This is a genomic window from Pseudomonas sp. Ga0074129 (assembly GCA_001465025.1).
Taxonomy (GTDB): Bacteria; Pseudomonadota; Gammaproteobacteria; order Pseudomonadales; family Pseudomonadaceae; genus Aquipseudomonas.
This window is the reverse complement of record LNDO01000098.1, coordinates 24670-45477: the sequence shown is the minus strand read 5'-3', so window position 1 is coordinate 45477 and position 20808 is coordinate 24670. Positions and strand designations below refer to the sequence as shown.

The window sequence follows — 20808 nt, the reverse complement described above, 5'->3', positions numbered from 1 at the left end:
AAGAAGGAAACCCGCATGAGCCAACCCAGTGTTTTGATCACCGGATGTTCCAGCGGCATCGGTCGCGCTTTGGCCGATGTGTTCCAGCAGGCCGGCTATCAGGTCTGGGCCACGGCGCGTAAATCCGAGGATGTCGCCGCATTAAGCGATGCGGGTTTTCACGCCGTGCAGTTGGACGTCAACGATGGCCTGGGGCTGGGCCAATTGGCTGAGCGCCTGAAAGCCGAAATCGGCGGCCTTGATGTGCTGATCAACAACGCTGGCTACGGGGCCATGGGGCCGCTGCTCGACGGCGGCGTTGAGGCCATGCGCAAGCAGTTTGAAACCAACGTGTTCTCGCTAGTCGGCGTGACGCGCGCACTGTTCCCGCTGCTGCGCCAGAACAAAGGCCTGGTGGTGAATATCGGCAGCGTCTCCGGCGTACTGGTCACCCCGTTTGCCGGGGCTTACTGCGCCTCCAAAGCCGCCGTGCACGCGCTGACCGATGCCCTGCGCATGGAGTTGGCACCCTTCGCCATCGAGGTGATGGAAGTGCAGCCCGGCGCGATCGCCTCCAGCTTCGGTGCCCAGGCCAGCCAGCAAGCCGAGCAACTGATCGACGAAGCCTCGCCCTGGTGGCCGATCCGCGATGGCATCCGCGCCCGCGCCAACGCCTCGCAAGACAACCCCACCCCTGCCAGCCACTTTGCCCGCAACCTGCTCGCCGCTGTGCAAAACCAGCCGCGACCGTTGTTGCTGCGCCTCGGCAACGGCAGCCGCGCCCTGCCCCTGCTGGCCGCCGTGCTGCCCAAAGGCCTGTTGCAACGGGTGTTGAAAAAGCGCTTCGGCCTCAATCGCAGCCTGTAGGAGCCTGCCGATGAACGCACCGCACGTATCGCCTGCACCCATGACCCGTCTGGCCCTGGGCGGTGTGGTCGCGGTGGTCGTGCTGAACCTGCTGCTGCGCACTTTGGTCAAACTCGGCGGCCCGCTGACCACCCTGCTGATCGCCAGCGCCGTGGCCGGCGGCATGGCCCTGTGGTTTTACCTGCGCCAACAACGCCGCCCCACCCCGCGTGAACGGCGCCACCTGCTCTTTTACTACGGCGGCATCCTGGCCCTGCTCTACCTGGGTTTACTGGCCATGATGTGGCTAAAAGATGAACCCGGCCCGATGGGCTTGCTGCTCTTTGGCCTGCATTATTTTTGTTATCCGCTGATGGCGTGGCTTTTTTTGAAAAAAAATCAATCTATCGCCTAAACCTAGCCCCGTATTTCCACAAGTATTTTTTAAAAGCTATTACCAAGGCGAATTCAGGTTTCTTTTAGACGGGGTAGGTCATCGGCAGTGAAAAAAGGGGCACTTGGGGGAGCAATTGATTTTCGCTCAGGCGCACGCCACCCATCAGGTCTTGTAGGCGGAGCCCTTAAAGAATTTGCAGCATTCTGCAAATCAAAGAAATGACGAAGTGTTGTGTTTTCAGCTTTCTTCGCAAACTCGGTTTTACCATCTGTAAACTCGATAAAATCTAGAACACCTCTTACTGCCACGCCAGGCGCTCCCGGAATAAGCCCAGCAATTTACTGCAGAGCATCCTGCACCATTGCATCACCTTCGCCCTCATTAAACTTCTGAGTTGATCTTGGTAAAAAGACCCCTTACTCTTGAAGTCATTGAAGAGTAAGGCCAAATCCTTGGCTGTATAGTTTTCTCAGAACCTGAGAGACTTATAAAAGCCACTCCTTAATAATTAAAACTCAATCAACCACAAAAATCTGGAACTTATTCTGCAAGTTCATAAAGCACATCAACAAGCTCAGAGTACTTATCAAAATAGAATGGAAAATTAACTTTCAGTGCCTCACATGACTCCGTACGAAGATCATTAGAAACCCCTCCAAAATTCTTAATTTTATCCAAAAGCAATCGCGCCCGTTTTGAAGTCTGAAAAAAGGAATATGCCTTAATTTTTTCAATCTTATAGTTAACCACAACAATCTCATATGCCACAGGGCAATAACTACTTTCATGAATTAATTCATACCCATAAATAGCAGCCTTGAGACCGTTTTCTAGATCACCTTGATCTATCAGTAAATTACCCAGCGAATTCAACAATAAATAACACTTTACAGATCGATCTTTGCATTTATTTCTTCCGAAAAAATTAAAATTATCTTGATCATTACTTGACCCCGGGTTCAAGCTTCGAATAAAAAAATCGCCGTACTCACGCAGCTCAGGAGAGACATCGAAATCATCACCTTCCACATCAACTCTTACATCAGCCACCGCCACATTATTTATCAGAGCAGAAACCATCAAAAAAAAGCAGCACAACACTCGATTGCATTTCATTTATAAAACACCTGAAAAACCTGTGGCAATAAGCCATAGTATGAGCTGAGCAATGCGAGAACCTGTATTGCCGTGCGCCGTGCTTTACTGGCAACCGACGCGACTCAGTAGTGATAACGCAGCTGCGCAATCAACAGCGCATCGCCCTCCACCCGATAAACCATCCGATGTTCGTCATTGATTCGGCGTGACCAATAACCGGCCAGGGCGTGCTTGAGCGCCTCCGGTTTGCCGGTGCCGGCAAAGGGAGTGCGGGCCGCTTCCTTGATCAGTGCGTTGATGCGTTTGAGGATCCTCTTGTCGCTGTCCTGCCAGTGGAGGTAGTCCTCCCAAGCCTGCTCGGCGAAGATCAGCCTCATTCAGCCAGACTCCGCTCCTGACCTTGGCCGCTTTCCAGACTGGCGACTGCATCAAGCAGGCGCTTGGCATTCTTGGGTGCGCGCAGCAGGTAGGCGGTTTCCTCTAGGGCTTTGTAATCCTCAAGCGAGATCATTACCACCGACTGCTGCCGGTTGCGGGTGATGATCAGCGGCTCGTGGTCTTCGCATACGCGGTCCATGGTCTGAGCCAGGTTGGCGCGCACGTTGGTGTAGCTAATGGCGTCCATTGGGATACCCTCTATACATGTACGCAATACCGTACATATGCAGACCTAAGCTTGTCTAGGGGTTTTCTTGGCCGCCGATCAGCGGGGGCGCAGTCCGGATATCCATGGGGAATATTTGTAGGGTGGACAACGCAAAGCGTGTCCACCAGCAATAGCACCGGATTACAGCCGGGCTATCTGAAGAGCATCGTCGGAGTGCCGAACCACAGCAAGCTGGCTCCTACAGGTTGGCATCAACCCTAGCGTTTAATGGTCTTGAGCAAATCATCCGGGGTGATATAGCCCACCGCTCCGCCCTTGCTCGCGGCACTGCCCGGCTGTGGCTGATGCAGGATATGGCCCTTCATCTTGCCGATGATGTGCATCTCGCACGGCTTGCAGTCGAACTTCAGGGTCAGCACTTCGTCCTGATGGATCAGCTGCATGTCCGAGACTTTGGTGCGCACACCGGTTACGCCTTTGGCCTGTTTCGGGCACAGGTTGAAAGAGAAGCGCAGGCAGTGCTTGGTGATCATCACCGGCACGTCGCCCGCCTCTTCGTGGGCCTCGTAGGCCGCGTCGATCAGCTGTACGCCGTAACGTTTGTAAAAGGTGCGGGCCTTGTCGTTGTAGACGTTGGCGAGGAAGGTCAGGTGCGACTCCGGGTACACCGGCGGAGGCACGCTGACCGGCTTGCGCCCGCCACGCGGGTGAGCGGCGACGCGGGCTTGGGTCAGCGCCTCGATGACTTCGCGGCGCAGGGCTTTGAGTTGCGAGCCGGGCACAAACGGCACGGCCTCACAGTCAATCTGCGCGCCAGTGCTGTAGTAGATGGTTGTGCCCAGTTTGCTCAAGCCATCGGCCAGTTGCTCGCGGGCTTGCTCAGCATCCTTGGCGGCGGCGAACGGCCCATTCAGACTCACGCAGGCGCTGATGCCTTCCTCACTGGTGGCGCTCACATTCAACTGATCACCCTGAACCGCCAGCTGCCAGCTGACCGCAATGCGCCGCTCGGATGAGGTTTTGAGCAGAGCCTGCTGCCAGTTGTGGTCGAGGTTGCGGTTGAGCGGATGTTGCGGGCGCGCACGGTGCATGGCCTCGGGCATTTCATTGGGCTCGACGCGGTAGCGGTAGCGCTTCTCGCCGTCTTCTTCAAACTCGCCTTTGAGTTCGCAGATGTTGCTGCGAAAACCCACCACTTCACGCTTGATCAGCACGTTGAGGCCATCGCCGTTGGACAGCGGCGTGTCGGTGACGGCAATCAGGTCGCGCTTGTTCACCTTCTCGATATAGCCCACTGCCAAGCCGGTAAAGGTCGGCGAATCGAACGCGCCGATGTCCACCTTGCGGTCGGTGACGAAGTAATCAGTGCTGCCACGGTGGAAGGTTTTGTCGGTGTCCGGGGTGAAGAAATGCTCGGTGCGGCCACTGGCGGCGCGGGCAAGGTGCGGGCGTTGTTCGAGAATCGCATCCAGCTCGCGGCGGTAGTGCGCGGTGATGTTCTTCACGTAGCTCATGTCTTTGTAGCGCCCTTCGATCTTGAACGAGCGCACGCCGGCATCGACCAGATAAATCAGGTTGTCGGTCTGGTTGTTGTCCTTCATCGACAGCAGGTGCTTATCAAAGGCCACTACGCGGCCCTGATCGTCTTTCAGGGTGTAGGGCAGGCGGCAGGCTTGCGAGCAGTCACCACGGTTGGCGCTACGGCCGGTCTGCGCGTGGGAGATGTTGCACTGCCCGGAGAACGCCACACAGAGCGCGCCGTGGATGAAGAACTCCACCGCCGAATCGACATTGCGGCAGATGTTTCCGATTTCTTCCAGATTGAGCTCGCGGGCAAGCACCAGCTGCGAGAAGCCGGCGTTGTCGAGGAAGCGGGCTTTTTCCAGGGTGCGGATGTCGCACTGGGTGCTGGCGTGGATCTCGATGGGCGGCAGGTCCATCTCCATCACACCCATGTCCTGCACGATCAGCGCATCGATGCCTGCCTCGTAGAGCTGCCAGATCATCTGCCGCGCCGGCTCCAGCTCATCCTCATGCAGGATGGTGTTGAGGGTGACGAACACCCGCGCATGGAACAGGTGGGCAAACTGCACCAGCTCGGCAATATCCGCCACGCTGTTGCTGGCGTTGTGCCGCGCACCAAAACCGGGGCCGCCGATGTACACGGCATCCGCGCCATGCAGGATGGCCTCTTTGGCAATGGCGGTATCGCGCGCGGGGCTCAGCAGTTCGAGGTGGTGCTTGGGCAGGGACATGGTTTCGCTATCGGGCAGTCAATCAGGCCGAGCATTTTACTCGGAATAGTTGATTTGTCTGTGTCCGCTGAGCACTCGCCGCAACACTGTATAGGCATACAGACAAAAGCCCGCGTAGAATTGCCCGATCAAAAATGGCTTTGAGAGCAACAGGGTGAAGTTACAACAGGGCTTTCTGCTGACTCGCCACTGGCGTGATACGCCGGCTGGCACGCAGGTGGAGTTCTGGCTCGCCACCGACGACGGCCCGCGCCTGCTGCGTTTGCCGCTGCAAACCTCGGTGGCCTTTATCCCGGCTGCGCAAAGCGAGCAGGCCGAAGCAGTGCTGAAAAACGAGCGCGGCGTCGAGCTGCGCCCGCTGAGCCTCAAAGACTTTCACCAGCGCCCGGTGCTCGGCCTGTATTGCCAACAGCACCGCACCTTGATGGACCTCGACAAACAACTGCGCCGCGCCGGCGTAGACGTGTACGAAGCCGATGTGCGACCGCCCGAGCGCTACCTGATGGAGCGCTTTATCACCGCCCCCGTGCAGTTCACCGGCACGCCCGATGCGACCAATCCGGCCCTGCTGCTGGAGGCGCAGATCAAACCCTGTGAGGATTACCGCCCCACCCTCAAACTGGCCTCGCTGGACATCGAAACCAATGCCTTTGGTGAGCTGTATTCGATTGCCATCGAAGGCTGCGGCCAGCGCAACGTGTACATGCTCGGCCGCACGCCCGAGCAACCGCCGCAGGTGGATTTTCAGCTGCACTACTGCGCCAGCCGTGGCGAGCTGCTCGAATGCCTGAACCAGTGGATGGCCGCACATGACCCGGACGCGATCATCGGCTGGAACCTGGTGCAGTTCGACTTGCGTGTGCTGCACGAACACGCACGCAACCTGGCCATCCCCCTGCGTTTGGGCCGCGATGGCAGCGAGATGCAGTGGCGCGAGCATGGCAGTGGCAACGGTCACTTCTTTGCCGACGCCGCCGGTCGCTTGATCATCGACGGCATCGAGGCACTGCGTTCGGCGACCTGGAGTTTCCCTTCGTTCAGCCTGGAAAACGTCGCGCAAACCCTACTCGGCGAGGGCAAGGACATCTCCACGCCCTACCAGCGCATGGACGAAATCGACCGCATGTTCCGCGAGGACAAACTGGCTTTGGCGCGCTACAACCTGCGCGACTGCGAGCTGGTCACACGCATCTTCGGCAAGACCGCGATCCTCGACTTCCTGCTGGAGCGCGCCACCGTCACCGGCCTGCCGGCTGATCGCAGCGGCGGCTCGGTGGCGGCTTTCGAGCACCTGTATATGCCGCTGATGCACCGCCGTGGTTTTGTCGCACCCAACCTGGGCGATAACCCGCCGCAAGCCAGCCCCGGCGGTTTTGTCATGGAGTCGCAGCCGGGGCTGTATGAGTCGGTGTTGGTACTCGATTACAAGAGCCTGTACCCGTCGATTATCCGCAGCTTTCTGATCGACCCGGTGGGGCTGATCGAAGGCCTGCGCCAGCCGGATAACGCGCATTCGGTGCCGGGTTTTCGTGGCGCGCGCTTCTCGCGCAGCCAGCATTGCCTGCCAGCGATTGTCGAGCGCGTATGGCGGGGCCGTGAGGCGGCCAAACGCGAACACAACGCGCCGCTGTCGCAGGCGCTGAAGATCATCATGAACGCCTTCTACGGCGTGCTCGGCTCCAGCGGTTGCCGCTTCTTCGACACACGCCTGGCCTCCTCCATCACCCTGCGCGGCCACGAGATCATGGCCCGCACCCGCGCGCTGATCGAGGCCGAGGGTTATGCGGTGATCTATGGCGACACCGACTCCACTTTTGTCTGGCTCAAGCGCCCGCATGCTGAAGAGGACGCCGCACAGATCGGCCGCGCACTGGTGGCCAAGGTCAACGCCTGGTGGCGCGATCACTTGCATGATGAGTACGGCCTGGAAAGCGCCTTGGAACTGCAGTTTGAAACCCATTACCGGCGCTTTCTCATGCCGACCATTCGCGGCACCGAGGAAGGCAGCAAGAAGCGCTACGCCGGCCTGATCACCCAGCCTGACGGTGGCCACAAGATGGTCTACAAAGGCCTGGAAACCGTGCGCAGCGACTGGTCACCGCTGGCCCAGCAGTTTCAGCGCGAGCTGTATGAGCGCATCTTTCTCGGCCAACCCTATCAGGATTATGTGCGTGACTACGTCGAGCGCACCCTAAGCGGTGAACTGGATGAACAACTGATCTACCGCAAACGCCTGCGCCGCCTGCTCACCGATTACGAACGCAACGTACCGCCCCATGTGCGCGCCGCGCGTCTGGCCGACGAGTACAACGCCCTGCACGGCCGACCGCTGCAATACCAGCGCGGCGGCTGGATCAGCTACGTGATCACCACCGCTGGCCCACAACCGCTGGAAGCACGCAGCGCCGCCATCGACTACGACCACTACCTGACCCGCCAACTGCAACCGGTGGCAGATGCCATCCTGCCGTTTGTCGAGGATGATTTCGCCACGCTCATCGGCGGGCAGTTGGGGTTGTTTTGAACGCTTTGTGGGAGGGGCTTTAGCCGCGACAGCTTTATCGCCTAAGTCGCGGCTAAAGCCCCTCCCACATCAATCTCCAGCCTCGCGAACGCACCCTACGCCTGGCGTGTCGCCAACAGTGGCGCAGCTTTGGGCTTACGAAACACCAGCACGTTACCCAGCATTACCAGCAGCAAGCCGAACAGCGCCGGGGCCGTCCATTGGTAGCCTTCAACAAACACCGAGATATTCAGCGCCACCACCGGGAACAGCACGGTGCAGTAGGCCGCGCGCTCTGGGCCCATGCGCCCGACAAGGGTCAGGTAAGCAGTAAAGCCGATCACCGAACCGGGAATCGCCAGATACAGCAGGCTGCCGATGTAGCGGCTGTTCCATTCGAAGCCGAACGGCGTGCCGCTGACCAGACAGATCGCCACCAGCATCAACGCGCCATACAGCATGCCCCAGGCATTGGTGGTCAGTGGTTTGAGACCTGCCTTTTGCTGCAGGCTGGAGAGCATATTGCCGGCAGAGAAAAACAGCGTACCGAGCAGTGCCAGGCCGATGCCGAGCAGGGTTTCATGGCTGGCCTCGTGCCCGGCCAGTTCCGGCCAGAACAACAACGCCAACCCGCCGAGGCCCAGCGCACCACCGGCCAGCACATTGGCGGCTATCTGTTGTTTGAAGAACAGCCGCGCGTTGATCGCATTCCACAGCGTGGCGGTGGAGAAAATCACCGCCACCAGACCGCTGGGGATCCACTGGCTGGCGGTGTAGAAGCACATAAAGTTCAGACAGAACAGGCACAGCCCCTGCACCAGACAGATCAGTTGGCCGCGCTTATCGAGTTTTTGCAGGCGACCGCTGAGCAGCAGGATGGCGAACAGCACCAGCGAGGCCAGGGCAAAGCGATAGGCGATGGACGCGGCAATTGCCACCTCGCCTAATTGCAGCTTGAGGGCGATCCAGGTAGTGCCCCAGATCAGGACAGTGAGCAGATAGAGCGACGGGTTCATCAATAGACTCCCTTTGAATGCTCAGGAGTCTGCGCCTGATCGACCCGGCTGTTCTTGCACAAACTTGCGCTTATTGTTGCCCTCATAAAGCCGCCACGCGACGTGGAAAATATCGATACTCACTGAGTGCTATGGCCGGGGTAGGTTGGCGTTGAGCGCAGCGAAGCCCGACAGAGATTGGCACGCACCCTAGGGCTTCTGCGCTGCGCGCCTCAGCCCAACCTACCGGTCGGCATCCCTTGGATGGCGTGGCAAACCGATGGAAATCAGCGCCGCCAGCAGCACAAACGCCGAAGAAATCCACAGACAGGCCTCAAGGCCATAGGCCTGATACACCCAGCCCGAGAGCAGCGTGCCGAGCAGCCGGCCGGCGGCGTTGGACATGTAATAGAAGCCGACATCCAGCGACACGCCGTCGGCTTTGGCGTAGCTGACAATCAGGTAGCTGTGCAGCGAGGAGTTCACCGCAAACACGGCGCCAAACACCAGCAAGCCGCCGATCAGCACCCATTGCACGGGCCAAGCACTGCCCATACCCAGGGCAATCAGTGCCGGCACAGCAGCCAGCACGGCGGCCCAGGCAAACGCCGCGCGGCCATCCGGCAACTGGCCGCTGGCCTTGCCGGTAATGGATGGGGCAAACGCCTGCACCATGCCGTAGCCAATCACCCAGGTCGCCAGAAAGCCGCCGACCATCCAGAAATCCCAGCCCAATACGCTGGACAGGTATACCGGCAGCGCCACGACAAACCACACATCGCGCGCACCGAACAGAAACAGCCGCGCCGCCGAAAGCAGGTTGATCGCCCGGCTTTTGGACAGCAGTTCGCGAAACTTCGGCTTGGCCTTGGCCTTACCCAAGTCTTTTTTCAGCAGCACCACACTGGCCAGCCAGATCAACGCCAGCACAGCGGCCATAGCCAATACCGCGCCAGTGAAACCGAGCAGCGCCAGCAGCGCACCGCCCATAAAGAAGCCCACACCCTTGAGCGCATTCTTCGAGCCGGTCAGGATCGCCACCCATTTGTACAGCGTGCCTTGCTGGCTATCCGGCACCAGCAACTTAATCGAGCTTTTCGCGCTCATCTTGTTCAGGTCTTTGGCGATACCAGACAACGCCTGCGCGCCCATCACCCAGGGAATGGTCAGCCAGGCGGCTGGCACGGTGAGCATCAGCAAGGCCGCTACCTGCAGGCCCAGGCCGATATTCATGGTGCGATTCAAGCCCAAACGCGCGCCCAGGTAGCCGCCGACCAGATTGGTGACCACACCGAAAATCTCGTAGAACAAAAACAGCGCCGCAATCTGCAGCGGCGTGTAACCGAGGCTGTGGAAATGCAGCACCACCAACATGCGCAGCGCGCCGTCGGTGAGGGTAAAGGCCCAGTAGTTACCGGTTACCAATAGGTATTGGCGCACGTCGGGGGCTAGGCGTGATAAGGCGTGCATGGGGAGTTCCTGTTATGCGGCGAAGCTTGATGGGTATCGCCGAGCTCAACCTACGCGGCCCGCCCCATCCTACGGATCTGCGGCGTGGACGTAGGGTGGGTTAGCCGAAGGCGTAACTCACCAACCGGCCGCGAGGCCGGCCATCGCGAGGTCTGTTCGTCATCGTCGGCGGGTTACGCCGCTGCGCGGCTAAACCACCCTACGGGTCAATCGGCGGCACCAACCATCCGCGCCAGTTCCACCGCACGGTTGGCGTAGCCCCATTCGTTGTCGTACCAGGCGTAAAGCTTCACCTGGGTGCCGTTGATCACCAGGGTCGACAGCGCATCAATAATCGAAGAGCGCGGGTCGGTGCGGTAGTCGATGGACACCAGCGGCCGTTCCTCATAACCGAGGATGCCGGCCAGCGGACCAGCAGCGGCGGCCTTGAGCAGCGCGTTGACCTCTTCCACCGTGGTGGCGCGCTCCACCTCAAACACGCAGTCGGTCAGCGAGGCGTTGGCCAGCGGTACGCGCACGGCGTGGCCGTTCAACTTGCCGCGCAGCTCGGGAAAGATTTCGGCAATCGCCGTCGCCGAGCCGGTGCTGGTGGGGATCAGGCTCATGCCCGACGCCCGCGCACGGCGCAGATCCTTGTGCGGTTGATCGAGGATGCTCTGGGTGTTGGTCAGGTCGTGGATGGTGGTGATCGAACCGTGGCGAATACCGAGGTTTTCGTGGATCACCTTAACCACCGGAGCCAGGCAGTTGGTGGTGCAGGAGGCTGCGGTGACAATGCGGTGTTGCGCAGGGTCGAACAGTTGCTGGTTGACGCCCATGACGATATTCAGCGCGCCCGTCTCTTTCACCGGCGCGCAGACCACCATGCGCTTCACGCCTTGATCCAGATAGCCTTGCAGCACGGCGACGGTTTTCATCTTGCCGCTGGCCTCGATCACCAGATCGCAGCCGCTCCAGTCGGTCTCGCTGATGGCTTTGTTAGCCGTGACCTGAATGCGCTTGCCGTCAATCACCACCGCGTCGCCGTCACTACCGGCCTCGTGCTGCCAGCGGCCATGCACCGAGTCGAAATTCAGCAAATGGGCATGGGTCGCGGCGTCACCGGCCGGGTCGTTGATCTGCACAAATTCGAATTCCGGCCAGCCCCAGGCTGCACGCAGCGCCAGACGACCGATACGGCCAAAACCGTTGATACCCACCTTAATAGCCATGGTCAGATTCCCTCGTAGAGTCGGTTAAATATTGCGCGGCGCAAACATTAAGCATGCTCAAGTCAGTTGCCGAACTGGGCGATCCAGCTCGCATGGGCCGGATGCTGGATGGCTTTCGGCCGCAGCGCCTGCACCAGGCTGACGGCCTCGCTGCGGGCGATGCCCTGCTCAATCAGCATGCGTGCGGCAATCAATCCGGTGCGCCCGGAGCCGCCTTTGCAGTGGATGGCGATGGCTTTGTCTGCCGCCAGCAAATCAGCCGCCTGCGCCATAACCACCGGCCAGTCTGCGTCGAAATCTGCCTGCGGCACCTGCTCGTCAGCCACGGGCAAATGCAGCCAGAGCAAACCTTGCGCGGCGCACAGCGCGGGCAACTCGCTAACGGTGTTCTGCGCCAGTTCGTCGTATGGCATGAGGGTCAGTACGGCGTCAGCGCCCGCCTGCTTCAGGGTGCTTAAGGCGCTGTCGAGGCTGCTGTCCTTGGTGCCCGGGCACGGCGTGAAGATCAATCGACCGGGGCGATTGGGCAGGCTGAGTGTGTCGAACGGATGGGACATGGTGAGTGATCCTGATTATTAAATAGAGGCCTGGTTGACCCGCTTGGACAACTGCTCAGCCGATTCCTTGCGCTCGGAGTAGCGATCCACCAAATAATCCGCCTGGCCGCGCAGCAGCAGGGTGAACTTGACCAGCTCCTCCATCACATCCACCACACGGTCGTAATAGGCCGATGGCTTCATCCGCCCGGCCTCGTCAAATTCGAGAAAGGCCTTAGCCACCGAAGACTGGTTGGGGATGGTGAACATGCGCATCCAGCGGCCCAGCACGCGCATCTGGTTCAGCGCATTGAAGGATTGCGAGCCGCCCGACACCTGCATCAGCGCCAGGGTTTTGCCTTGGGTCGGACGCACCGCCCCCATGCTCAGGGGAATCCAGTCGATCTGCGATTTGAACACCCCGGTCATCGCGCCATGGCGCTCCGGCGAGCACCAGACCATGCCCTCGCTCCACAGCACCAAGTCGCGCAGCTCCTGCACTTTGGGGTGATCCTCGGGCGCATCGTCCGGCAGCGGCAGACCGCTGGGGTTGAAGATGCGCGTGTCGGCACCGAACTGTTCAAGTAAGCGTGCAGCTTCCTCGGTCAGCAGGCGGCTGTAAGAACGCGCCCGGTTGGAGCCATACAGCAACAGGATGCGCGGTTTATGCGCGGCAGCCGGTTGAGCCAGCTTGTCCGGGGTCGGAATGTCCAGCAGTTCGGGGGCGATATTCGGCAGTTCGGAGGTCATGGTCGTTCTCTGAAAAAGGCGGCTCAACCGCACAGGGCGGCGCGGTCCGGGCGGTCGCGCATGCTGTGCAGGCGCAGGCGGTCTTCGGCCAGTTGCGGATCATTTGCAGTGAGCACTTGCGCCAGGGTCTGCCGAACCCAGGCTGGCAGGTGCGGATGCAGGCGGTAGTACACCCATTGCCCGGCGCGGCGGTCCTGCAACAAGCCGCTGCTGCGCAGTTGTGCCAAGTGGCGGGAGATTTTCGGCTGGCTTTCCTGCAGGGCGGCGGTCAGCTCGCACACGCACAGTTCACCCTCTTGCACGATGAGCTGGGTCATGCGCGCGCGGGTGTCGTCGGCCAGGCATTTGAACAGGGTGACCGGGGCCAACATCTGCACCGGCGTGCTGGCTTTGCTTTTGACCAACACGAACATCTTGATGCGCTCGTGGATCTGCTGCAGGCAGTGCTTATAGGCATCCTTCTGCGAGCTGCTGGCCGGGTCCTCGAAATCCCAGGCGATGTATTCACCGGCACCGGGCAAGGTGCTGCACTCGAAGGCGGACTTGTCGCAGAGGGTGATCACGTAGTCGAACTGCTGGCCGTCGAACTGCTCCAGCGCTTTGCTGTGCAGGCCGTCCGTGCTGACGCCCAACTGCTCCAACGCCAAGCGCGCACGCGGGTCGACCGCACTGGGCTGGGTGCCGGCACTGCACACCTCGTAGCCATCGGGATCGGTATGACGCAGCAGCGCCTCGGCCATTTGCGAACGGGCGGCGTTGGCCACGCAGAGGAACAACACGCGGGTTTTCAATGTCATCACAACAGTGCCTGCAAATTCGGTTTGGCGAATATATTTAAAACCATATATGTTGTAAACCGCATATCTTCACCACCCGGCACTCACCTCACACGAGCAACCCAGGAGCGACAGCATGCCCCCGCAAGCCTCAGTGGATGTTCTGATTATCGGCGGCGGCCAGGCGGCGTTGGCCACTGCCTACTTTCTGCGTCGTACGCAACTGTCGTTTCTGCTGCTGGATGATCAGCCGCAGCCCGGCGGCGCTTGGCAGCATGGCTGGGACTCGCTGCGGCTGTTCTCCCCCGCCACCTGGAGTTCGATTGCCGGCTGGCAGATGCCCAACCCTGAGCCTGGCTACCCGCACCGCGATGCCGTTATCGACTACCTCGCGCAGTACGAAGCGCGCTATCAGCTGCCGATTGCGCGGCCGGTGCATGTCGATTCGGTGACCCGCGACGGCGAACTGTTTGTGGTGCAGGCCGGTAGCCAGCAATGGCGTTGCCGCGCCCTGGTCAGTGCCACCGGCACCTGGAGCAAGCCGTTTATCCCGACTTACCCCGGCAGCGCAGCGTTTGCTGGCCAGCAACTGCACTCGGCGCATTACCGCAACCCACAGGCCTTTGCCGGCAAACGCGTGCTGGTGGTGGGCGGCGGCAACTCTGGCGCGCAGATTCTTGCTGAGGTATCAAAAGTCGCCGATACCTTATGGATTACTCCAGAGCCGCCGGCCTTTCTGCCTGAAGAGGTCGATGGCCGGGTGCTGTTCGAGCGCGCCACCGAACGCTGGAAGGCCCAGCAGGAAGGCCGGGTGATTGATCAACCCGTCGGCGGTTTGGGCGATATCGTCATGGTCGAGCCGGTACGGGAAGCCCGCGAACGTGGCGTGCTGGTGGCCGAGCGGCCGTTCCAGCGCTTCACCGCAGACGGCGTGGAATGGGCCGATGGCCGCCGTGAAGCAGTCGATGCGGTGATCTGGTGGACCGGCTTTCGCCCGGCGCTGGATCATCTGCAAGGCCTGGAGGTGTTGGAAGCCGATGGCAAGATCGCCGTCGATGGCACCCGCGCCAGCAAACAGCCTGGATTATGGCTGGTCGGCTATGGCGAGTGGACCGGCGCGGCCTCGGCCACCCTGATCGGTGTTACCCGCACGGCGCGCAGTACAGTCAACGAGATAGCCGAAGCCCTGCAGGGCGATACAGATCAATAGCAGACCCACCGAGCGCCGCTAGACTCGCCGCTCAGCCGCAAGGAAATCGCCATGTCCAGCCAATGTGAAGTGATCGGCAAGCAAGCCGCAGGTACCCCTCTTCGGTTCTTCGAGCGTTACCTGACGCTCTGGGTCTTTCTCTGCATCATCGGCGGCACCCTACTGGGTCTGTATGCGCCGAAAGCAGCACAGGCCGTAGGCGCACTGGAAGTCGCACAGGTGAATCTCCCGGTAGGCCTGCTGATCTGGGTGATGATCATCCCCATGCTGATGAAGATCGACTTCAGCGCCATTGCTGAGGTCTACCAGCAGCGCGCCGGCTTGGGCGTCACGCTCACCATCAACTGGTTGATCAAACCCTTCACCATGGCCTTTTTGGCCTGGCTGTTCTTGCGTCATGTGTTCGCAGGCTGGCTGCCAGCCGAGCAGATCGACAGCTACGTGGCCGGGCTGATTCTGCTCGGTGCCGCGCCCTGCACGGCGATGGTGTTCGTGTGGAGCAACCTGTGTAAGGGCAACGCCAACTTCACCCTGACTCAGGTGGCGATCAACGACCTGGTGATGGTGTTCGCCTTCGCGCCCATCGTCGCCCTGCTGCTCGGCGTATCGTCGATTCCGGTGCCGTGGGATACCCTGCTGCTGTCGGTGGTGATGTACATCGTCATCCCCTTGGCGATTGCCCAATTTATCCGCGCGCGCCTGCTGCGCCAGGGTGATGCAGCGTTGCAAGCGGTGCTGGCGCACATCGGCCCGTTCTCCATCCTCGCCCTACTCGCCACCCTGGTTTTGCTGTTCTCTTTTCAAGGCCAGACCATCGTCGCCCAGCCGTTGATCATCGCCATGCTGGCGGTGCCGATTCTGCTGCAAACCCTGTTTATCGCCGCGTTGGGTTACTGGATGTGCCGGCAACTCAAGGTGCGCCACGACATCGCCGGGCCGGCGGCCATGATTGGTGCGTCGAACTTCTTCGAACTGGCGGTGGCCGTGGCCATCGTGCTGTACGGCTTCAACTCCGGCGCGGCGCTGGCCACGGTGGTCGGTGTATTGATCGAGGTGCCGGTGATGCTTTGGCTGGTGAGCATGATCAATAAAAGCAAAGGCTGGTATGAGCGCGCCCCGGCGCAAGGCTAAGGAAGCCCTATGGAACTGTTCACATGGCTCAATGACCAACTGTTGCGCATGGATTGGCTGGCCTGGCTGGTGCGCGTGCTACTGGAGGACGGTTTGGGGCTGGACATGACCAGCCGCAGCGCGGCCAGCCTGCACTTCTTTATCTATGACGTGATCAAGATATTCATCCTGCTGGCGGTGCTGATCTTCAGCATTTCCTGGGTGCAGAGCTATTTTCCGCCTGAGCGCACCCGGCGCATTCTTGGAGGCATGAGCGGTTTCAAGGCCAAGCTCACCGGTGCGCTGCTGGGCACCATCACGCCGTTTTGCTCCTGCTCGTCGATACCGCTGTTTATCGGCTTTACCAGCTCCGGCCTGCCGCTGGGGGTGACCTTCGCCTTTTTGATTTCCTCGCCACTGGTGGACCTGGCCTCGGTGATCCTGCTGGCGAGCATCTTCAATTGGTCGATTGCCATCGCCTATGTGCTGATCGGCCTGGTGTTGGCGGTGCTCGGCGGCACGCTCATCGGCCGGGCAAAAATGGAGCGCTATGTCGAAGCCTTTGTCATGCACAACCCGGTGCTCGACATTCCCCAAGCCGAACTCACGCGGCGTGACCGGGCGCAATTCGCCTGGGCGCAGGTCAGCGATATTTTCCGCCGGGTCTGGCTGTATGTGCTGATTGGCGTGGGTATTGGCGCGGCCATCCACAACTGGATTCCAGCCGACTGGATCGAAGCGCTGCTGGGGCAGGACAACTGGTGGTCGGTACCATTGGCAACCCTGGTCGGCGTGCCGATGTATGCCGACATCTTTGGCACCTTACCGATTGCCGAAGCACTGGTGGCCAAAGGCATCGGCCTGGGTACGGCGCTGGCCTTTATGATGGCCGTTACCGCGCTGTCGCTGCCCTCGTTGATCATGCTCAAAAAGGTGGTCAAGGCACCGCTGCTGGCCTTGTTCTTCGGCATTGTGACGATTGGCATTGTGCTGATCGGCTATCTGTTTAACGCGTTCGCCTATCTGTTTATCTAACGAATGGAGCACAGCATGATCATCAAAGTCCTCGGTTCCGGTTGCAAGAAGTGCATCACCCTGAGCGAAAACACCCAGGCGGCACTGGCCAATCTGGGGCGTGAAGCTCAAGTCATCAAGGTGACTGACTTCGCCGAAATCGCCGCCCACGGCGTGATGTCGACCCCCGCCCTGGCGATCGACGACAAGGTGGTCTCGGTGGGCAAGGTGCTGACCGTCAGCGAAGTGGAAAAACTGCTTGGCGCCTGAGCCGCTCTGCCCTTGCACAATCTTGCGCATTTTTTCGGCCTGGGGCTGGCAACGCACGTCGCTCGGCGTAGCATCGCGGGTGGAGGATCTATGTCGCCACTCAAGCACCTACACGTATTTCAAAGCCTGCACAGCTCACCCAACGCGCGCCTGCAAAGCGGTGCCGAGCTGGGCGATGGGCTGGCGGCGGCCGTGTGGAGCAACCACCATGATGCGCGCGACTACGCAGCGCCGAGCCATCACACGCTGTCCTGCTACTTGGCTGGCGGCACCGGCACCTTTCGCCGGGAAAACCCGCACCACAAAGGCGCGCCGGACAAGCTATGCATTCTGCCGGCCGGGCATCAGTCGGCGTGGGTGATTAACGGTGAAATCCAGCTGGCTCATTTGTATATCAGTCAGGAGCAATTCGCTCTGGCGGCCGTTCACCTGCTGGATCGCGAACCGCGGGAACTGGAGTTGCGCGAAGGCACCTTTATCGACGATGCGCAGCAAGCGCAGCGCTTTCGTCAACTGAGCCAACTGGATTGGCAGGAGCCCGCCGAACGCCTGTTCAGCAGCAGCCTGGCTCACGACCTGATCAGCCACGCGCTGCTATCGCAGGTCGGTCGCCGCGAGGGCCTACGCCTGAACGGCGGCCTCGCGCCCAACAGGCGTCAGCAGCTACGTGACTTTATTCAGGCCAACTTGGCGCAGCCGCTCACCCTGGGGCAGTTGGCGGGGTTGTGCGCACTCTCCGAGTATCACTTTGCGCGCATGTTCCAGCTCAGCTTTGGCCTGCCGCCGCACCGTTATGTGTTGGCGCAGCGCCTGCGTCACGCCCAGCACCTGCTGCGCCACAGCACGCTGGCCCTGAGCGAAATAGCCCTAAGCTGCGGCTTTGCCAGCGCCAGCCACTTCAGCAATCGCTTTCGCCAGGCCTTCGGTGGCACGCCAGGGCACTACCGCGCCAGCGTGCAGAGCCGCTAAAGGCGCGCGGGCAAAGACAGACAACGCCCTGCTAATCCATCTCCGGCTGTGCAAGAATCACCGGCTGCCTTTGAGAAAGCTGCCCATGTCACTGCATCGCTGCCCACACCGCAGGTGCCATTAATGGCCCTGGATATCCACCGTCTGCGCCTGGAAGACTGGCGGGCGGAATTTGGCGTGGGCGATTTGCAGCGCGGCCAAGGTTATGCCCAGCAAGGCCGCAGCCGCCTGCTCAGCCTCAAAGACAACACCCTGCTGGCCAGTTGCCGGGGCTCCGGCAGCCAAACCTATCAGCAGCGCATCACCCTGCACCCCTATGGCCAAGGCTGGGGCGTAACCGGCAACTGCAGTTGCCCGGTGGGTTTTAACTGTAAACACGTCGCCAGCGCCCTGCTCACCCTGCAAACCCAGCAGGAGCAAGGTGTTGACCTCTCGCCGCTGATCGTCAGCAGCCCACAAGTGCGCGAAGAGCGCCTGGACACGTTGCACCCCAGCCCGGTGCTTAGCCTTGGCAGCCTGATGCGCGTGCATTTCGATGCGCGCAAGGGCCGCATGCACGAGCAAACCCAGCACCGCGCCGCCCTGGCCTTCGATTACCAAGGCCACCTGGCGATGGGCAAGCAGGGTAAAGACCTGCTGATCAAGCAAAGCCCTGCCCTCACCCTGCGCATCGTGCGCAACCCGGCTGCCGAACAGCAATTGCGCAAACGCTTGGAGAAAACCGGCCTGCAAGTGGCCCTGCGCCAGAGCGAAGAACTGCCGGAAAGCGCCGGGGAAGCCTACGAGTACCCCAGCGAAGCGGCCTGGCTGGAGTTTGTCCGCGAGCACGTGCCACAGCTGCGCGAAGAAGGCTGGCAGATTCGCATGCAGCCAGATTTTCAGTTCAACCTGGCCACCATCGATGACTGGTACGCCGAGGTCGAAGAAGACCCGGAACAAAACTGGTTTGATCTAGAACTGGGCATTGAGGTCGAAGGTCAGCGCATCAGCCTGTTGCCGATTTTGCTGCAGGCCATCCGCCAAAAGCCCTGGCTGCTCAACGGCGAAGCCGTGAACAAGCGTGATGACGACGAGGTGGTGCTGGTCAACCTGCCGCACAACCACAAACGCGCCGCCCTGCCGCTGGCGCGACTTAAACCGTTGCTGGCGACCCTGGGCGAACTGTTTGTGCGCGACCCGAGCGACAGCAGCCCGCGCCTGCGCTTGTCACGCCTGGATGCGGCGCACCTCAATCACCTGCAACAAGGCCCGGCACTCAATTGGCAGGGCGGCAGCCAGTTACGCGAATTTGCCCAGCGCCTGCAACAACTGGACAACACGCCCCTGCAAGCCCCGGAAGGTTTGCAGGCCGAGTTGCGCGCCTATCAACTGCAAGGGCTGGCCTGGATGCAGGGGCTGGCCGAGCTGAACATTGGCGGCTTGCTGGCGGATGACATGGGTTTGGGTAAAACCCTGCAGACGCTCGGGCATATCCTTTGCGAACACAACGCAGGGCGGCTGCAACAGCCAGCGCTGATCGTCATGCCCACCAGCCTGATCCCCAACTGGCAGGATGAAGCCGCGCGTTTCACCCCGCAGCTCAAAGTGCTGGCCTTGCATGGGCCAAAACGCCGCGCACTGTTCAAGCAGATCGACGAGCACCAGATCATCCTCACCACCTACGCCCTGCTGCCGCGCGATCTCAAAGCGTTAAGTGCCTATAACTATCGCCTGCTGATCCTCGACGAAGCACAAAACATCAAAAACCCGCGTAGCAAGGCCGCCATCGCCGCTGGGCAACTGCAGGCCGGACAACGCCTGTGCCTAACCGGCACGCCGCTGGAAAACCACTTGGGCGAGTTGTGGTCGCTGTTCAACTTCCTCATGCCCGGTTGGCTGGGCGACAGCAAAAGCTTTACCCGCGACTACCGCACGCCGATTGAAAAGAACGCCAACGAACAGCGCCTGGCGCACCTCAACGGGCGTATCAAACCCTTCGTGTTGCGCCGCACCAAAGAGCAAGTGGCCAGCGAACTGCCGCCAAAAACCGAAATCACCCATTGGGTCGAACTCAGCCCAGCGCAGCGCGACCGCTACGAAACCCTACGCCTGGCCATGGATCAAAAGGTACGTGCGGAAATTGCCCGCCAAGGCCTTGCACGCAGCCAGATTGTGATTCTTGAAGCGCTGCTGCGCCTGCGTCAGGCCTGCTGCGACCTGCGCCTGCTCGGCGATGAAAGCGACAGTCAGCTGACCAGCGCGGATTCCGGCAAGCTCAGCGGCCTGTTGGAGATGCTCGAAGAATTATTCGCCGAAGGCCGACGCGTGCTGCTGTTCTCGCAGTTCACCTCGATGCTGGCTCTGATTGAAACCGAATTGAAGGCGCGCAATATCCCCTACGCCAAGCTCACCGGCAGCACCCAGGACCGACGCACCCCGGTGCAGCAGTTCCAGGCCGGAACGCTGCCGATCTTCCTGATCAGCCTCAAGGCGGGTGGCTCAGGCCTGAACCTGACCGCCGCCGATACGGTGATTCACTTCGACCCCTGGTGGAACCCGGCCGCCGAAGCGCAGGCCAGCGACCGTGCCTACCGCATTGGTCAGGACAAGCCGGTGTTCGTCTACAAACTGATCGCCCGTGGCAGCGTCGAGGAGAAAATCCAGCACCTGCAGCAGGCTAAGGCCAACCTAGCGCGCGGCGTGCTGCAAGGCGGCAGCCAAAGCCAGTTGCAACTCAGCGAAGACGACCTGCAGGCACTGTTTGCACCGTTAAGTGACTGAGTTGGCTCAGCGGTGTGTTGCGCCAGCCGAGTAACCGCTGGCCGGCGCGCAC

19 protein-coding genes are annotated in these 20808 nt (G+C 60.6%); 9 read left to right on the top strand and 10 right to left on the bottom strand.

The genetic code is table 11. The features are described 5' to 3' along the window. Window positions 1-15: 15 nt before the first annotated feature. Together AUK77_RS15345 and AUK77_RS15340 are read left to right on the top strand one after the other, a co-directional pair. On the top strand, window positions 16-846 hold the full coding sequence (locus AUK77_RS15345) for an SDR family oxidoreductase (protein WP_296131250.1): 831 nt from the start codon (window positions 16-18) through the stop codon (window positions 844-846). 10 nt (window positions 847-856) lie between these two features. Beyond that, a complete protein-coding gene (locus AUK77_RS15340) occupies window positions 857-1240 on the top strand; it encodes a hypothetical protein (RefSeq protein ID WP_296131248.1) in 384 nt (127 codons plus the stop codon). Window positions 1241-1762: 522 nt separating this feature from the next. On the opposite strand, the gene AUK77_RS15335 is transcribed toward AUK77_RS15340, so the two are convergent. The 4 genes from AUK77_RS15335 to AUK77_RS15320 all read right to left on the bottom strand — a co-directional run bounded on the left by AUK77_RS15335 (window position 1763) and on the right by AUK77_RS15320 (window position 5182). Further along, a complete protein-coding gene (locus tag AUK77_RS15335) occupies window positions 1763-2338 on the bottom strand; it encodes a hypothetical protein (protein WP_296131245.1) in 576 nt (191 codons plus the stop codon). A gap of 104 nt (window positions 2339-2442) precedes the next feature. Further along, window positions 2443-2697 carry a Txe/YoeB family addiction module toxin gene (locus AUK77_RS15330; RefSeq protein WP_296131241.1) on the bottom strand — a complete coding sequence of 85 codons (255 nt, stop codon included), beginning with the start codon at window positions 2695-2697 and terminating at the stop codon, window positions 2443-2445. Beyond that, the gene (locus AUK77_RS15325) at window positions 2694-2945 is read right to left on the bottom strand and encodes a type II toxin-antitoxin system prevent-host-death family antitoxin (protein ID WP_296131239.1); all 252 of its coding nucleotides are present in this window, start codon (window positions 2943-2945) and stop codon (window positions 2694-2696) included. The genes AUK77_RS15330 and AUK77_RS15325 overlap by 4 nt, the downstream gene beginning before the upstream one ends. A gap of 239 nt (window positions 2946-3184) precedes the next feature. Next, a complete protein-coding gene (locus AUK77_RS15320) occupies window positions 3185-5182 on the bottom strand; it encodes a U32 family peptidase (RefSeq protein WP_296131237.1) in 1998 nt (665 codons plus the stop codon). A 154-nt stretch (window positions 5183-5336) separates the two neighbouring features. Here AUK77_RS15320 and AUK77_RS15315 point away from each other — a divergent pair, with 154 nt between their 5' ends. Continuing rightward, window positions 5337-7706: a DNA polymerase II gene (locus tag AUK77_RS15315; RefSeq protein WP_296131234.1), complete on the top strand. Its 2370-nt coding sequence runs from the start codon at window positions 5337-5339 to the stop codon at window positions 7704-7706. 95 nt (window positions 7707-7801) lie between these two features. On the opposite strand, the gene AUK77_RS15310 is transcribed toward AUK77_RS15315, so the two are convergent. The 6 genes from AUK77_RS15310 to AUK77_RS15285 all read right to left on the bottom strand — a co-directional run bounded on the left by AUK77_RS15310 (window position 7802) and on the right by AUK77_RS15285 (window position 13444). Then, window positions 7802-8701, bottom strand: coding sequence for a DMT family transporter (locus AUK77_RS15310; RefSeq protein WP_296131230.1), 900 nt, complete (start codon window positions 8699-8701; stop codon window positions 7802-7804). Window positions 8702-8923: 222 nt separating this feature from the next. Next, window positions 8924-10150: an organoarsenical effux MFS transporter ArsJ gene (gene arsJ, locus AUK77_RS15305; RefSeq protein ID WP_296131226.1), complete on the bottom strand. Its 1227-nt coding sequence runs from the start codon at window positions 10148-10150 to the stop codon at window positions 8924-8926. Between the two features lie 206 nt (window positions 10151-10356). Then, the gene (locus AUK77_RS15300) at window positions 10357-11361 is read right to left on the bottom strand and encodes an ArsJ-associated glyceraldehyde-3-phosphate dehydrogenase (protein WP_296131225.1); all 1005 of its coding nucleotides are present in this window, start codon (window positions 11359-11361) and stop codon (window positions 10357-10359) included. A gap of 62 nt (window positions 11362-11423) precedes the next feature. After that, window positions 11424-11918 carry a protein phosphatase gene (locus AUK77_RS15295; RefSeq protein WP_296131223.1) on the bottom strand — a complete coding sequence of 165 codons (495 nt, stop codon included), beginning with the start codon at window positions 11916-11918 and terminating at the stop codon, window positions 11424-11426. A gap of 18 nt (window positions 11919-11936) precedes the next feature. Then, complete coding sequence (gene arsH, locus AUK77_RS15290) at window positions 11937-12647, bottom strand: arsenical resistance protein ArsH (protein WP_296131220.1); 711 nt, start codon at window positions 12645-12647, stop codon at window positions 11937-11939. A gap of 23 nt (window positions 12648-12670) precedes the next feature. After that, the gene (locus AUK77_RS15285) at window positions 12671-13444 is read right to left on the bottom strand and encodes a metalloregulator ArsR/SmtB family transcription factor (protein ID WP_296131217.1); all 774 of its coding nucleotides are present in this window, start codon (window positions 13442-13444) and stop codon (window positions 12671-12673) included. Window positions 13445-13559: 115 nt separating this feature from the next. Here AUK77_RS15285 and AUK77_RS15280 point away from each other — a divergent pair, with 115 nt between their 5' ends. The 6 genes from AUK77_RS15280 (at window position 13560) to AUK77_RS15255 (ending at window position 20756) form a co-directional block, all read left to right on the top strand. Beyond that, window positions 13560-14633 carry an ArsO family NAD(P)H-dependent flavin-containing monooxygenase gene (locus AUK77_RS15280; protein WP_296131214.1) on the top strand — a complete coding sequence of 358 codons (1074 nt, stop codon included), beginning with the start codon at window positions 13560-13562 and terminating at the stop codon, window positions 14631-14633. A 51-nt stretch (window positions 14634-14684) separates the two neighbouring features. Further along, window positions 14685-15764, top strand: coding sequence for an ACR3 family arsenite efflux transporter (arsB, locus tag AUK77_RS15275; RefSeq protein ID WP_296131213.1), 1080 nt, complete (start codon window positions 14685-14687; stop codon window positions 15762-15764). Window positions 15765-15773: 9 nt separating this feature from the next. Then, window positions 15774-16778, top strand: coding sequence for a permease (locus AUK77_RS15270; RefSeq protein ID WP_296131210.1), 1005 nt, complete (start codon window positions 15774-15776; stop codon window positions 16776-16778). A 15-nt stretch (window positions 16779-16793) separates the two neighbouring features. Further along, on the top strand, window positions 16794-17027 hold the full coding sequence (locus tag AUK77_RS15265) for a thioredoxin family protein (RefSeq protein ID WP_296131207.1): 234 nt from the start codon (window positions 16794-16796) through the stop codon (window positions 17025-17027). 90 nt (window positions 17028-17117) lie between these two features. Then, window positions 17118-17996: a helix-turn-helix domain-containing protein gene (locus AUK77_RS15260; protein ID WP_296131205.1), complete on the top strand. Its 879-nt coding sequence runs from the start codon at window positions 17118-17120 to the stop codon at window positions 17994-17996. A gap of 123 nt (window positions 17997-18119) precedes the next feature. After that, a complete protein-coding gene (locus tag AUK77_RS15255) occupies window positions 18120-20756 on the top strand; it encodes a DEAD/DEAH box helicase (RefSeq protein ID WP_296131202.1) in 2637 nt (878 codons plus the stop codon). Window positions 20757-20808 lie beyond the last annotated feature (52 nt).

What these genes read in the sequence shown, in the direction of transcription:
- arsH (WP_296131220.1), bottom strand. Translation starts at nt 12,647, where the DNA reads ATGACCTCCGAACTGCCGAATATCGCCCCCGAACTGCTGGACATTCCG.
- AUK77_RS15285 (WP_296131217.1), bottom strand. Translation starts at nt 13,444, where the DNA reads ATGACATTGAAAACCCGCGTGTTGTTCCTCTGCGTGGCCAACGCCGCC.
- AUK77_RS15310 (WP_296131230.1), bottom strand. Translation starts at nt 8,701, where the DNA reads ATGAACCCGTCGCTCTATCTGCTCACTGTCCTGATCTGGGGCACTACC.
- AUK77_RS15340 (WP_296131248.1), top strand. Translation starts at nt 857, where the DNA reads ATGAACGCACCGCACGTATCGCCTGCACCCATGACCCGTCTGGCCCTG.
- arsB (WP_296131213.1), top strand. Translation starts at nt 14,685, where the DNA reads ATGTCCAGCCAATGTGAAGTGATCGGCAAGCAAGCCGCAGGTACCCCT.
- AUK77_RS15280 (WP_296131214.1), top strand. Translation starts at nt 13,560, where the DNA reads ATGCCCCCGCAAGCCTCAGTGGATGTTCTGATTATCGGCGGCGGCCAG.
- AUK77_RS15335 (WP_296131245.1), bottom strand. Translation starts at nt 2,338, where the DNA reads ATGAAATGCAATCGAGTGTTGTGCTGCTTTTTTTTGATGGTTTCTGCT.
- AUK77_RS15270 (WP_296131210.1), top strand. Translation starts at nt 15,774, where the DNA reads ATGGAACTGTTCACATGGCTCAATGACCAACTGTTGCGCATGGATTGG.
- AUK77_RS15330 (WP_296131241.1), bottom strand. Translation starts at nt 2,697, where the DNA reads ATGAGGCTGATCTTCGCCGAGCAGGCTTGGGAGGACTACCTCCACTGG.
- AUK77_RS15260 (WP_296131205.1), top strand. Translation starts at nt 17,118, where the DNA reads ATGTCGCCACTCAAGCACCTACACGTATTTCAAAGCCTGCACAGCTCA.
- AUK77_RS15325 (WP_296131239.1), bottom strand. Translation starts at nt 2,945, where the DNA reads ATGGACGCCATTAGCTACACCAACGTGCGCGCCAACCTGGCTCAGACC.
- AUK77_RS15295 (WP_296131223.1), bottom strand. Translation starts at nt 11,918, where the DNA reads ATGTCCCATCCGTTCGACACACTCAGCCTGCCCAATCGCCCCGGTCGA.
- AUK77_RS15320 (WP_296131237.1), bottom strand. Translation starts at nt 5,182, where the DNA reads ATGTCCCTGCCCAAGCACCACCTCGAACTGCTGAGCCCCGCGCGCGAT.
- AUK77_RS15255 (WP_296131202.1), top strand. Translation starts at nt 18,120, where the DNA reads ATGGCCCTGGATATCCACCGTCTGCGCCTGGAAGACTGGCGGGCGGAA.
- AUK77_RS15345 (WP_296131250.1), top strand. Translation starts at nt 16, where the DNA reads ATGAGCCAACCCAGTGTTTTGATCACCGGATGTTCCAGCGGCATCGGT.
- AUK77_RS15265 (WP_296131207.1), top strand. Translation starts at nt 16,794, where the DNA reads ATGATCATCAAAGTCCTCGGTTCCGGTTGCAAGAAGTGCATCACCCTG.
- AUK77_RS15300 (WP_296131225.1), bottom strand. Translation starts at nt 11,361, where the DNA reads ATGGCTATTAAGGTGGGTATCAACGGTTTTGGCCGTATCGGTCGTCTG.
- arsJ (WP_296131226.1), bottom strand. Translation starts at nt 10,150, where the DNA reads ATGCACGCCTTATCACGCCTAGCCCCCGACGTGCGCCAATACCTATTG.